At 36.5% G+C, this 14,503-nt stretch carries 11 protein-coding genes; 10 read left to right on the top strand and 1 reads right to left on the bottom strand.

Annotated elements, in window-relative coordinates; all coding sequences use genetic code 11:
- The first annotated feature begins 188 nt into the window (after window positions 1-188).
- The 9 genes from CHB62_RS13435 (at window position 189) to CHB62_RS13475 (ending at window position 13,202) form a co-directional block, all read left to right on the top strand.
- Complete coding sequence (locus tag CHB62_RS13435; RefSeq protein WP_089367234.1) at window positions 189-1,241, top strand: hypothetical protein; 1,053 nt, start codon at window positions 189-191, stop codon at window positions 1,239-1,241.
- A 4-nt stretch (window positions 1,242-1,245) separates the two neighbouring features.
- Window positions 1,246-1,707, top strand: a complete 462-nt coding sequence (locus CHB62_RS13440) for a hypothetical protein (protein ID WP_089367235.1) — start codon at window positions 1,246-1,248, stop codon at window positions 1,705-1,707.
- Between the two features lie 15 nt (window positions 1,708-1,722).
- Window positions 1,723-3,150: a hypothetical protein gene (locus tag CHB62_RS13445; protein WP_089367236.1), complete on the top strand. Its 1,428-nt coding sequence runs from the start codon at window positions 1,723-1,725 to the stop codon at window positions 3,148-3,150.
- A gap of 12 nt (window positions 3,151-3,162) precedes the next feature.
- Complete coding sequence (locus tag CHB62_RS13450; protein ID WP_089367237.1) at window positions 3,163-6,537, top strand: hypothetical protein; 3,375 nt, start codon at window positions 3,163-3,165, stop codon at window positions 6,535-6,537.
- Window positions 6,538-6,539: 2 nt separating this feature from the next.
- On the top strand, window positions 6,540-7,307 hold the full coding sequence (locus CHB62_RS13455) for a hypothetical protein (RefSeq protein WP_089367238.1): 768 nt from the start codon (window positions 6,540-6,542) through the stop codon (window positions 7,305-7,307).
- 91 nt (window positions 7,308-7,398) lie between these two features.
- Complete coding sequence (locus CHB62_RS13460) at window positions 7,399-8,937, top strand: hypothetical protein (protein WP_141240439.1); 1,539 nt, start codon at window positions 7,399-7,401, stop codon at window positions 8,935-8,937.
- Between the two features lie 12 nt (window positions 8,938-8,949).
- On the top strand, window positions 8,950-9,570 hold the full coding sequence (locus tag CHB62_RS13465; protein ID WP_089367240.1) for a hypothetical protein: 621 nt from the start codon (window positions 8,950-8,952) through the stop codon (window positions 9,568-9,570).
- Entirely contained in the window at window positions 9,567-10,340 is a 774-nt protein-coding gene (locus CHB62_RS13470; RefSeq protein ID WP_240616189.1) for a S1C family serine protease, read from the top strand. The genes CHB62_RS13465 and CHB62_RS13470 overlap by 4 nt, the downstream gene beginning before the upstream one ends.
- 1,089 nt (window positions 10,341-11,429) lie before the next feature.
- Window positions 11,430-13,202 carry a phosphoethanolamine transferase gene (locus CHB62_RS13475; protein ID WP_089367241.1) on the top strand — a complete coding sequence of 591 codons (1,773 nt, stop codon included), beginning with the start codon at window positions 11,430-11,432 and terminating at the stop codon, window positions 13,200-13,202.
- A gap of 213 nt (window positions 13,203-13,415) precedes the next feature.
- Here CHB62_RS13475 and CHB62_RS13480 read toward each other — a convergent pair whose 3' ends face one another.
- The gene (locus CHB62_RS13480; RefSeq protein ID WP_089367242.1) at window positions 13,416-13,874 is read right to left on the bottom strand and encodes a DUF6078 family protein; all 459 of its coding nucleotides are present in this window, start codon (window positions 13,872-13,874) and stop codon (window positions 13,416-13,418) included.
- Between the two features lie 383 nt (window positions 13,875-14,257).
- Between CHB62_RS13480 and CHB62_RS13490 the strand changes: the two genes are divergently transcribed.
- A partial coding sequence (locus CHB62_RS13490; RefSeq protein ID WP_009012764.1) for a helix-turn-helix domain-containing protein occupies window positions 14,258-14,503 on the top strand: 246 nt, incomplete at its 3' end.

Here is a 14,503-nt window from a genome sequence, read left to right on the forward strand (position 1 = left end):
CAAGTTTATATAGGCTATTTAAAGCCCAATAAATCATTTTATATGAAATTAGCAGCATAGCTGCAGTAAATAACGAATTATGTGGTAGACAAGGTAAAGGAAGAATAGAAAAGAGGATGTATCAATTTTGACACACCCTCAAAAAACCATCCCCTATATTAAAGGTTTATATTGAGAACTCTGGAAGTATGGATGGCTATATGTGTGAGGGCTCAGAATTAAAAGATGCAGTTTATGACTATATAAGTTCTTTGAATAGTTATGCTTCATCAACGAATCTTTTTTATATTAATTCCCAAGTTGTTCCATTCCATGAAGAAATACAAACATTTATCCGAGACCTTAACCCAACAAGTTTTCGAACTGTAAGTGGTAATCGTACGAATTCAGATCTTGCTGATATGCTTCAAAAGGTCATTGCAGGAACTGATAAGAATACTGTTTCTGTTTTTGTATCAGATTGTATTTTAGATGTACCACAGGGTGATGCTCGCGATTACTTTGTAAATAGACAGATTGATCTTAAGAATGCATTTCTGAAAAAGGTTGTTCATGATAAGAACTTTGGCGTTGAAATTTTACAGTTAGAATCACGCTTCAGTGGAAAATATTATGGCACAGATGGGGTTACACCTTTAAACAATGTAAAACGGCCTTATTATATGTGGGTAGTGGGTGATAAGAATATTCTTGCTTACCTAAATCGTCATATTTCACTTTCAAAGATAAAGCATGGTTATCTTAATATGGCATCCTTTACAACTCCATCAGAAGTATCATATGACTGTTTCAATCGCTACATGAAGGATGGTAAAAAAATAAATCAAAACAAAAAGCAAATGGAGCTAAAGAGCGATAGATCTGGAGATTTTGTTTTCGTTATTAAGGCTGATTTGTATCCAACACTTGTTGATGATAAGACCCTCACAAATACAGAAAATTTCAAAGTTAGTAATAATTTTGTTAAGGTTGATCATGTAGAGAAAATAGAAGACGAACTCTATTCACACCTTATTACTGTGAGTATAAGTGATCGTGCCAAGGCTTCTGGTGTAGTTATAGATTTAACTCCAGAGCAGCTACCTTCTTGGGTCAAGAAAAGTAATGATGATACTGGTTCAAACATAAAGACAAAACTTAGTAAGACATCTGGCATACAATACATCATTGGAGGAGTTTCCGATGCATATAATGAATATAAGAGTCGCACAAAAATAAAATTTACAATAACAAAGAATTAAAATTATGGGAGAATTTTTTGGAAGTATTTACACAGCATTATTTGAAGGGTTATTTGGAATAAACCTTGCTGATTATCTTTGGGGCGTAACTTCGCAAGACGGAGCCAACCTTTATATTGGTATTGGTCTCTGGATGTTTGGAGTTTCTTTATTAGTAGCTGTACTTTTCTATTATATTATCAACCACCCACGACTAAACACCTGGTGGGGATGGGGCATATTCATGATTATCAATGCTGCGGTAAATTTTTGTTTGGGAATATGGTGGACCCTCAGTGATTTATGGGCAGGTGATATGGAAGTATACGATAAAGAAACACGTCAAATGGTAACTTTTGTAACCGAAGGTGATTGCCTAAGTTTTGGTATAGCAAATGCCATATTATCTCTTTTTGCTTTTTTCATTATCTCAATGGCCATAAAATGGAAGAGCACAAATGTATCACAAGCACCTTTCAATAAATAAACAAATCTAACAAACATGTCAAAGTTATATATTTTTGGAATAGGCGGAACTGGGTCTCGTGTTCTTCGTTCACTAACAATGATGCTTTCGGCAGGTGTACGGCTGAAAAATGGGATAGATGAGATTGTCCCAATTATTATAGACCCTGATTGTCAGAATGGTGATTTGCTTCGAACTGTAGACTTAATGAACAACTACATGCACATTTCAGAGAACTTAACATTCTCTGAAGAAAACAAAAACACCTTCTTCAAGACACGTATCAATCGAATACTTCAGAACTTTACTTATACAATTAAAGATACTAATGATAGAAAGTTTAAGGAGTTTGTGAATGTTCCAAGTATGAACCGTGAAACACAAGCAATGATGAAGATGTTATTTTCTGAAAAGAACTTAGAGTCATCAATGGATGTCGGTTTTAAAGGAAATCCTAATATTGGTAGCGTAGTGCTAAATCAAATTGCTATGTCAGATGACTTTACGAACATAGCAAATTCCTTCTCTCAAGGTGACAGAATTTTCATTATTAGTTCTATATTTGGAGGAACAGGGGCAAGTGGTTTTCCACTTCTTCTAAAAACATTGCGTACAGAACAATCAATACCTAATCATTCTCTAATCAACAATGCTCTAATTGGTGCTGTTACAATACTACCTTATTTTAAGGTAAAGCAAGATAATGAAAGTGAGATTGACTCCTCTACATTTATATCAAAAACAAAATCGGCTTTAGCATATTACGAAAATAATATTGTCAAAAACGAAGAGATAAATGCACTGTACTATTTAGCAGATGAACCAAAAAAATCATATGACAATAACGAAGGTAAGGCTGCACAGCGAAATGATGCCCATTTAGTAGAATTTCTTGCTGCAACTGCAATTGTAGACTTCTGTAATAGTGATGTTACTACTGATGAGACCCGCAATAATGAGTTAGGTATAAAAGATATTAATGAGGAGAATTCTGCAACTATAACATTCTCTTCTTTCCATGATGGTCTAAAAGATATGCTTGCCGAGCCGCTTACACAATTGACTCTTACTGCTAATTGCTTTAATGATAAATTTAGTTATGTAAGTTCTTCAACACTAAGCGGTAATGGTAAATTAGGCTTATCAACAGACTTTTATAGATCTTCTTTTGTAAAGAATCTACAACAACATCTATATTATTATCGTGATTGGCTATCAGAACTAAAAAGTAACAAACGGTCGCTTGATCTTTTCAATCTGGAGTGTGGTGATAAGCCATTCACTGTTATGACAGATATAACGGAGAAACGTGTTATGAGTCTTAAGAGTAACTACGATCTCTTTTATGATGAGTTGAGTACTGTTGCAAAGAAAAAATGCCAATCAAGAAAGGCAGAGGATAAACTTCTTGAGATGTATTCTTTAGCTACAAAAGAGCTTTACGATAAGAAATTTAACATATAAACCTATTTTGACATGTCAAAAATATTTAGATTAGGAGCTGAAGGTTCACAGAATAATCGTGATTGGCAAGATAGCAGAGTCTATCCTTATAATCAAAATAATCGTCAGACAATAGAAGATCCAGATGGTGCTTCTGCACATAATGAAATAACTTCAATTCCATCACCTTTTGCTCGGATTGACCTCGTAAAGAATGCCTTTGCTCGAGTTTCAGAATCAAAAGACCTTGATGGTAACACTATCTTCCATAAGATGGTGAGTGACGCATTAGATATTGGTGAGATTTTTTTTAATTTTGACAAATTAAAAGATCAAATAGAAATTATCACTTGGGATGTCCAAAAAGAAATTGAAATTTTAAAACAATCTACACATAATGGACATCAGTATTTAGGAGATGCACTACAGAAATACCTACAAAGTGATGCAGAAACATATAACTTTGGAGAGTTACAGAATATTTATCTGCTCAATTATATTAATGGTCCACAACCTTTAAATATAATTGGTGCAACCTCTCCTGCTACACTTTTCTTTTCCAATGCCAATGACCTCAACTATGTGGGTAAAACCATACAGTTTGGAACTGATAAGCCTTTTGACAAGGAGTACAATCCTCTCTACAAACGTGACTTCGAATATGTGAAGTTTTGGTTCTATTTGCGCGAGACATTACCAGACTTTGCTATAAAGTTTCGCGAGTTAGATAATTATCTTGGAGAAACTTACGAACGCATTGTGGATAATCAAAAGCGAGCTGAGTTACGAGATATCGTGCAAAATATGCAAGGACTATCCCCTATATCAATAGATTCAACCAACCAAGTAGAAGTTTTAGGTGTTCCTCTACTTAAGAAGTCTGTAGAATTACAAGCAGGGGTTAGCCAATTCGAGATACGTTCTTCACGTTATACGAAGGAAGATAAGCCTTTGGTATTACCTGTGGAGAGAGGTATAACCTATAGTAATTTACTTTATACAACAGATAAGTGGGGTAAAGAAAATTACGCTGACTTTATAGATCATGAGCCAGACTTGTCTCTTCGCCATCTTCCTAAAGATGGAACGAAGCACCCATACCTTACTATAAGTGATTTCTTGGAGGATGCTATTATACGAGTCCCACATGGTTTGAATGATAGCTATTTTTTTGATGGAAACTTTAAGGAGGCTAATAGTAGTCGACTAAGTTACCTCTTACCCCTAAAGCCTCGTTTCTTTGAATTCTTCTCAGCAGATGAGTTAGTAAGTGGTATAGACGAGAAAACATCAATGCTTGAGATACGAGAGACAGGTAATGGAGTAAAAGTCATACTCCGCATTCCTATCATAGGAGATAATCGCGTAAGGTATGTCGAGTATTCAAGGCTTTATTTTGGAGGAAATGTCCAAGCAGACCCAGAGCGGAATGAAGGAGTAATATTAGATTTCCGCTTTACAGGTTTTATAATGCCTAATATACGCTTTGCTAATCCTGAAGAGGCTATCTATCGCGTTAGTTGTATCAGTGATTTCAAACTCAATTATACGCTACGCTTCTACGAGGGTTCACAACCAATAGAAGCTGAGATAGATTGTCGTAACAAAGATATTAGCGATAACTTAAAGCCAACAACCTATTCTATAGAAAAGAGAAACTTTGAGTATATACAGCTTGTAGATGATTACGACATGCATCGTGGAGTATTGTTGCCATTGTTCTCAAAACAATATAGTGGAAAGCAATTTAAAGTATCCATTGACCTTGGCACCTCTAATACACATTTAGAGTATATGGCTAATGGAGACTTAGAATCGAGAACCTTTAGTTACAATCCTGATGAACTTGTTACTCGTTTCTTCATACCTAAAGATGTTGTAGACGGAAAGATATATAATGATCTGGAACGTGAAGATGCTTTCTTGAATTATGACTATTTCCCATTATTGTTGGGTAAAGACAGTAATTCATGCTTCCCTACACGTACCGTACTTTCACATATCAGAGATATTGACTGGACAACGCATAAACGTCCTTTAGGTTTGATAAATATACCTTTTACATTCTACAGTTTTGAGGGAACAGGTTATAACGAACAGGAAGAAAATGTGAAGTGGGGAGAGGATAATAAGTTAGTAACTTCGTATATCGAATGTATGGCACTAATGATTAGAACTTTCCTTGTTTCTAAAGGGGCAAGTCTATCTAAAACAGAGCTTACATGGTTTTATCCTATCAGTATGCCTCCTGTTCGTGTCAATACGATAAGTGATGCATGGGACGATGTCGCAAATAAGTATTTTGGTATTAGCAAAACGAAACGTATGACAGAGTCATTGGCACCTATTCGTTTCTTCTTTACCAATAATGCTACAGCCACCAATCTGGTCAATATTGATATTGGTGGAGGTACAACCGATATCGCTTTTGCACAGGAACAGCATCTAAAATTTGTGACCTCATTTAAATTTGCTGCAAATGATCTCTATGAGAGTTCTCTTGACCAGAATCCTCATAATGGTATTATTGATACTTTTAAACCATTATACCATGATTTATTAAGTAGTGATGGGCGGCTCGGTAACTTAGTAGAAGTTTTGCAAAAGATGCACCGCCCTTCAAGTGTCGCATCATTCCTGTTCTCGTTAGCCAATAATAAAGAAGCAGAACAGATGAATGCAGACCTTATTGATTTCAGTAAGCGATTGAGAATGAATGAAAAAGGGTTTAAAATAGTATTCTTACTTTTTTATACTGGAATTATTTATCACATTGGACAAATCCTAAAGCTAAAAGATTTACCAATGCCTCGTCATATTAGTTTCAGTGGTAATGGAAGTAAAACCCTAAATATTATTTCCACACAGAAGGCAGACTTAACACGCTTTACACAAGCCATTTTCACTCTTCTTAATGTAAAAGGGTCAGATGGAAAGCTTGAGTTACTTGGACTTGAAAAGGATTCATCTCCGAAACTTGCAACTTGTAAGGGAGGACTACTTTGTGATTCTGAAGAAGATGATTATGATAAAGTTGTCAAACTACGTGCGGATGGGAAGGGATTCGTTGGAAATGACGACACTTATGAGTCTATTGATAGCGCCTATATAGACCAAGCAAAGAAAGCTGTGGAAGAATTCTTTGATTTCTTCTTCAACAAACTGGTTAAAGAGTTTGATGTTGAAGCTTACTTCGGAGTATCTCGTGATAATCTTAAACAAGCTCGTTCAGCGACCTTGAGCGATTTAGACACGTATATCAGAAGAGGAATAGCCTTATCCTGTGAGTCTTCAAATAAGGAAGAAAAGATTGCAGAAACACTATTCTTTTATCCTTTAAAGGGTGTTATAAACGTACTCTCTGCTAATATAGCAGAACAAAATTTACAATTAAAGAATAATAAATAGTAATGAAGAAAATAATATTTTTATTCCTATTATGCGCAACTATAAGTTGTGAGAAGCATTCTGACACTTCAAAACTTGATAGAAATGTTCCTTTTATTCCCAGAGTTGAAAACTTAGAGAACAGTAAAGCTGAAGATAAAGTCGAGGAAGAAGGTTCTTCATCTTTTCTTATGCTTTCATGTCTCCTACTAAGTGGATTGAGTCTTGTTGTCTCTATCACAGCTTTCGTAAGAACTGGGAAGAAAAAGAAGAAGGATGATAATATCGGTCATATGCCTAAACAAAAGGAGAATCATACAACTGACGAACTTCATAAAGAAATAACAAATCTTCAAATAAAGTTAAAACGGATTGAGGAAAAGATTCAGAATCCTGTTACTCCAACTCAGCCTTCACATGTAACCTCACCCATTATTCAACAGCCAAAACCAGAAAAGAAAAAGGAGGCTGAAGTAGAAGTTTTCTATTTGCCCACTGGCTCTGATGGTCGTTTCCGTGATAAACTAACATCACAAACAGGAGAAGCTATTTTCCGTGTTACTCAGAAGGATAAGGATCATATTACTTTTGAGCCTGTAAACTTCGAACGCATACGTACTATGGGTGGAAACAAAGACGCTGTTATAGAATTAGAAAGAGGAAGCTGTAGTTGGATGGAGGCAAAGGGTATGCAAAAAGTTACTCCTGGTACTCTACGTTATTCTTCAACATCTGAAGGAACCTCATTTTGGAAAGTAGAAACAAAAATAAAGCTAATATTAATAAAATAATTAATGTCATAAGATGGATATTATAGTTCCTGTCATAATTATAGGTATCGTTTCATTGCAGATATTCTTCTTTTTGAAGAATCTGCAAAGAATGAAAGAATTTAAAGATATTTTTAAAGAGGCTGACTCATGGAATATCTTGTATGACGAAGAAAGCCACTTTGTTAGCAGTATTGCAGGTAAAGGAAATGAGACTTTTCAAGCAATAAAGTTTTCTATTAATAAATACTTAAGAAGCCATACAGGTAGTGTCGTTGATTTTAACCTGTTAAAAGATGCTGTAGACCGACATTGTGACTCAGTAGAAGAAGATATAAACACTCAAACTCCGGTCCCTCTTTATTGCGGATTGGCAGGAACAATGATTGGTGTCATCATTGGATTATCATCACTTCTCTACACTAATAGTATTACCTCTCTTTTAGGAGGTAATAAAGCAAAGAACAACACAGAGATTGTTCAACAGACAAAGGATTCAGAAACTGAAGCCGACGAACATATTAGCCAAGCTGCAGATGGTGTAAACGACCTGTTGACGGGTGTAGCATGGGCTATGTTGGCGAGTATCCTTGGCATTGGTCTTACAACAGCTAATTCACTTTTCTTCAAGAAATATAAATTGGAAGAAGAAAGTGGAAAGAATGATTTCTATGCTTGGATGCAATCACAACTTCTACCAGAATTGCCATCTGACACATCTGATATTCTACAGAAATTGGTTAGTAACCTAAACCGATTTAATAACGTCTTCTCTAAGAACACGAAAGAATTAGGTTCTACACTTTCTGAGGTTAACCGCTCATACGAAATTCAAGCTGATATTATCGGCTACTTACAAGAGATGGATATAGAACGTGTGTCCGCTGCAAACATACTCGTACTAAAGGAACTGCAGGGATGTACAAATGAATTAAAAGAATTCCAGACCTATCTTAAAAGTGTACAAGGATACACTACAAGTATTCAAAAGTTTACTGAGCTATTTAACAGTGAAAGTGAGCGATTGCATGTCTTAGAGGATATAAAAACGGTTTTCCAAGGCAATAAAGACTTAATAGCAAAAGACTTAACTTCTTCTCAAGACTTGCTTAAGGAGTCTATGATACAAATGCGACGTGCAACGGAGGATACCGTAGAAGAGCTAAGAAAAGCCTTAACCAATGAGATGGATAACTTCGATAAATTAAATAAGCAGTTGGAGAGTAAGTTTACAGAGCAGCTCGAAAAGATGCCTAAGCTTTACGAAAGTCTTAACAGTATATCGAAGATTCCTTCTAAGCTTGAAGACTTAGCACAACAGCTTATCAAAGGAAATGAAAGGACTGCCTCTGCGCTTGAGTACAAGATGGACTCCTTCCTTTCTGAAATCAGTCAGCATACAAATACCGAAACAAGTTATCACCCTTCGAAAAGAATGCCTCTTTGGCAGAAAATGGCTATTGGAACAACCTTGTTTATCGTTTGTTTCTCTGGACTGTTTACAAGTTTTATGGTTTACAAAACCTATGAACTGCAGAATGTAGGTATGCAAATGAAAAATAGTGCTCCAGCCCCTTCTGAGTCTACTTTAGATACTCTTTTAGATTCTCTTAATGCTGATAGTACTGCCGCTGTTAGAACTTTACAATAAATAAAGAACGAAATGCTAAAAAAAAAGGAGTCCTTCTTTTGGACAAGCTATTCTGACCTCATGACAAGTCTTTTCTTCATCATGATGGTGCTTTTTATTCTTGTAATGGTATTACTTTACAAGCGAATGGAAGTAACAGAAAACAAGTTAGAAGAAATAAAACGTGTAGAGCAATCTACACGTGAACTGAATAAAAAGGATGGATACTTTGAGTACAATGAGAAATATGAGAAATATGTTCTACGTATTGATATATTCTTTCCTGAATTGCAAACTAACTTTGCCTATCTTACTCCAGGATGTAAGGATAGCTTAGACCGAGCTGGAGATGAAGTTGTTGCTTTCCTAAAAAGACATCAGGACACTAAATATTTATTGATTGTAGAAGGACAGGCTTCAAGAAATTCTCCTAAGTGGATGGACCGAAATTATAGTTTAAGTTTCGAAAGAGCTAAGAACTTGATGAAGTTTTGGTTACATGAGAAGGGTAAAACCTTTGGTAATAACTGTGAAGTTCAGATAACTGGTAGTGGAGATGGAAGGCTCAATGTTCATTCAATGCGCCATCCTATCAATGAAAAAAATCAACGTTTCTTGATTCATATTATCCCTAAGAATATCTTCAAAGAATGAAAAAACAAATGTATTTTTTTAGGAAGTTCTATTTAGTAATACCACTTCTTCTCTTTGCCTCTTGTGCTCATCGCTCTGGGCATGGAAAAAGATTAGCTGATGAAAATAGATATAAGATTCAGCAAAATGCCAATGTGAAGAAGATACAACAAGATATTGACCCTAATACTATTATTAGGGATCAACCAAATAGAAGAATTTCACAGCGTCATCATCGTATGGATGGGGCTGAGATTTTTAAAAGATTTAATGAAGCTGTCTTTATGGTGGTAACCTCCGATGGTGAGGATGTATATCAAGGTTCTGGCTTTTTTATTGGGGAAGATGGTTTAGCTGTTAGCAATTACCATGTATTTCAAAATACAGGAATAGGGCTTGAAGCTATAAAACTTGCAGGAGATAATCATATATACAAGGTAAGCCATATTTATGTTAAGGATGAAGAGCATGACTTTATTCTCTTTCGCGTAGCTTGTAAGAATAGGATTTATCTCCCCATAGCGGAAGAACAACCACAAGTCGGAGACAAAGTCTTTGCCATAGGAAGTCCACGTGGATTAGAAAACACTTTCTCTTCTGGTGAGGTTTCCCAATGGCGTGATCAATATCTTATGCAAATAAGTGCACTTATTGACCATGGTAGTAGTGGAGGTGCTTTAGTTAATGAGTATGGGGAGGTAGTAGGTATAACCTCAGGAACTTTTGTAGAAGGCTCGCAAGCTAACTTAAATTATGCTTGGAGTATCGATGTTATAAAGCCTTATTTATAAGATTACACATCACGGAAGTTTCTCGCATGCATTTAAAGGGTTTCGTAAAGCATAAAGGTATAACGTAAGTATCCAGAATTAGCCAACTTTGCTTATTATAGTAGAGTTGCTAACTATGTGCAAAAAACAGCTTCTTCCGAAATATGGGGTGATAAACTAAAAGTCTTATATAATAAGGCACACAGAGTTGCAGAGGGGAAGGAAGCAAAGGCAATGTCACGGAGGTGTCGATGGTACAAAGAGCGACGGAGGTGTAGCGTACAGATTCCTGATAACTCTTTTGGATAAACGCTTTGTGTATAAATTGCTAATGGGCTTGGCAAACTATCTCCGTTGCTCCACCCACCGACAGTACCTTCATGTCTACCAGTGCTTTGTTTTGATATCCTTCCGTACTCTCCTTCACTCTGTGTGACATTTCATCAGCGACCTAAGCTTAGACGAATCATTCTCACTCCCAAATTCTGAAGCTTCATCAATATCACTTTCTTCTTGTCCATCTTTAAGCCTTCTATTAATGTGTCCATTACATTCACATACACATCATGGTATCTTTGCTTGACAAATCTAAGTACATTCCCGTCGTATAAAAGAAACTTAGGAAAGTTGGTTTGCAGTTTCCTGTCATATCTGTCATGCTCTTTTCACTTACTTTCATTTGGTACTTAACGCTTTACGAGAAATGTTAAATATGACAGCAAATGAATTTAAAACTTAATTGGGGATTTATGTAGTGTTAGTCTTTGTATTCTTTTGATGCGATATACCTTTCGGACATGACAGTCCTATTTAAGTAAGTTTATAGATGGAACTGTTTTGAGTTTACGTAAGTAAGCAGATTCTCTCTGGTATTGTTTAATGCTTTTGTTATCCTTCATTGTGGTGTAAGGAATACGAGAAAGGTCTATGTTATGAGTAAGGTCTTGCAGTTTTACGGCAGTTGCAAGGATGTTATTTTTAAGCCATTAGAATTCTCTCGCCCTTTTCATATATTTATGACGTAAGCTCGTTCATTGTAAAGATATAGCTTCTTTTGCTGAAAAAGATACTATTTTGTATCTTTGCAACTGATTATGACTACATGATAAGATGAAGAAAGAAGAAGATAAACTGAGTACGCCAAAGGAGAAACGCACTTTCGCAGATTACTTGCTGAAACCGATAGAAGTAAACTCACTTTTCTTTGTGTTTATGTTGTTGGTTGGTGTTATCATGAATGTAAGTCATCGCAACCCTTTTGGTTATTTGGAATTGTTGGCAGATGTATATGTTGTCAGCTTTCTGTTAAGCCTTTGCCCCAAGATATTACATCGAGGGTTACAGATAATATTATGCAGTATCACGTATAGCATAGCCTTTATCGATGCTTGTTGCAAAACACTTTTCGGTACACCAATTACACCAACAATGCTGCTTTTGGCACAAGAAACGACAGGCAGAGAATCCGAAGAGTTTTTCTCACAATATATTAAGCCCGAACTCTTATTCTCAACAGCAGGAGTAATCGTATTGATTGCATTGTTTCATATTGTTATGGCTGTAAGGAGGCAGACGTTTCGTAGTTCATTCTTTAAGCAACCTGTCATTGCATCAACTTTGACCGTCACCCTCTTGGTAGGCATAACGTTAAGTGTTTACGATAAAACGCAATTATATACAGCACGAAACTTGTCAGAACTTGAAGTAGCAGTAGTGAACGGCTTTGCACATATTTATCACCCTGTTGAGCGTGTTGCGTATGGACTTTATTCTAATCATTTAATAGCAAAACAGGTTGACGGAGTGATAAAAGCAAATAGGGAGATAAAGATAGACTCATGTGCAACGACATCGCCAATCATTGTTCTCGTGGTGGGTGAGAGTGCTAATCGTCATCATTCGCAACTATATGGCTATCCCTTACCAACAACACCCCGACAATTTGCCTTGAAGAATGGAAAAGACTCTTTAGCAGTATTTGCTGATGTTGTGTCGCCATGGAATCTTACAAGTAGAGTGTTCAAGCAGATATTCTCTTTACAGTCAGTTGGAGAGAAAGGCGATTGGAGCGATTATGCACTCTTCCCAGCAGTATTCAAGAAAGCAGGTTATCATGTCAGTTTCTTGTCTAATCAGTTCCCGTATGGGATAAACTATGCGCCCGATTGGACGAACAACCTCACGGGAGGTTTTTTTCTTAATCATCCACAATTGAACAAACAGATGTTTGATTATCGGAATACCGAGATTCATTCATTCGATGATGAGCTACTAAACGATTATAAACATATCAATGTAAAAGACAAGAAGCCTCAACTGATTATTTTTCATCTATTAGGTCAGCATTTTCAATATACAATGCGCTGTAAAGACGAAATGAAGAAGTTCGGAATAAAGGATTATCCACGAAGAGACTTGACGGATGATGAAAAGCAGACGATAGCTGATTATGACAATGCCACGCTTTATAATGATATTGTGTTGAGTAAGATTGTGGAGCTATTCAGACAGCAGGATGCTATTGTCATTTATCTGTCTGATCATGGAGAGGATTGTTATGGCAAAGATGCACAAATGGCTGGTAGACTGACTGAGACAGAACAAATCGATATCAAAAAATATCACGAAGAGTTTGAGATACCCTTCTGGATATGGTGCTCACCAGCTTATAGGCAAAAGCATCACAAAATATTTATTGAAATGTTGAAAGCTCAGAACAATAAGTTTATGACGGACGACCTTCCACACCTTCTCTTCTATCTTGCTGGAATAAAAACAAAAGATTATCAGAGAGAGAGGAACCTAATCTCCCCGCACTTCAATAATGCTCGTCACCGCCTTGTATTGCAGAACATTGACTACGATCGAGCCTTAATGAGATAATTCAGTGTGGTCAGCGAAACTTATGATAATTACAAATCAATATGTATGGCGTAAATTATAGCGCTATCCTATATCCTGTTTCATATTGCTGAAACTCTATTTTCACTCTGATGAAACTTGAGTTTCATGTGTCTGAAACTTGAGTTTCATAATGATGAAACAGCTGATACTGACCGATGGGACTGTAGTAAGGTACTGAGAAAATGTTTTATTTTATACACGTTTGTAGGTACGCATAAGTGTAGGGTATTGTTCTTCATAGCTGTCGAACTCAATTGCAGAACCGTCGTAACCCATGTCTGTGAAGATATCTCTTATCTCCTTTTGCTCACTTTCAGTCAGTACACGTTCTTTTCGTTTAATTCGATAATAGGCTGTGCGCCCAAAGGTGTAGATAAGATTCTGGCGGATATCACTTAAATCAGCCACCCGCACATTGTCATATATTCGTGATATTCCCCATGCAAAACGTTCCTTGCTGTTAGGGTCGAAGAACGGACAAGGCTTCTTATCCGCAATCACATTCGTGTTCACCATCATATACTGCTCCCGTCCACCTGTTTCAAGCATCGTGTAGGCAGTATGATGCAAACACTGGCTGGCTTTCTCGCAATGAGTGCCAGCACAGTGTGTGTAGTCGTAGGGTAATTGGTTGTATTGTTCAAGGGTCATTGTCCGTCTTGTGCTGTTTCACCTTCTGTACCTTCATACTTCAATTCTTTACTATAATTCCAGAAATAGTAGATTTCTTTTTCATTTCTATCTTTATGTGACACATGAAAGAATTTCTGAAAGAATTCCTTAAGTCTTTCTATTAAACAAAAAAATATCTTCTTTTCCTTTCCATTTGAACTACCATCTTTAGGTAGTTTGGCGACCGCAAGTTCAACATAGAACTGCAATCCCAAGTGCTGGTGTAGCTTAATAATCTATACCTGAAAACACCGAGGGGTTTGGGGGCGAGAAGCCCCCATGAGAAGAAAATCAACAAGCAATGCATAAAAATAAGAAAGGGAGACCTCTGTCTCCCAAAGATTAATTAATTTTGCATTGCAATGTACAAACAATTAACCTCGGAGCAAAGGTACACAATTTCTGTGCTACTCCAAAATAGAACGAAACAAAAAGATATTGCCAAGGCGATAAATGTAAGTGCAAGTACAGTGTCTCGTGAAATAAGACGTAATAGCGGAGTCAGAAGACACTATAATTGGGAAACTGCCCAAGCAAATGCAGTACAAACAAGGCGCAGAAAGCCAGGCAATCGTTCAGTAGACAAGGATGTCATGGAAGAGGCGAAG

This window comes from Prevotella jejuni (assembly GCF_900187995.1).
Classification (GTDB): Bacteria; Bacteroidota; Bacteroidia; order Bacteroidales; family Bacteroidaceae; genus Prevotella; species Prevotella jejuni.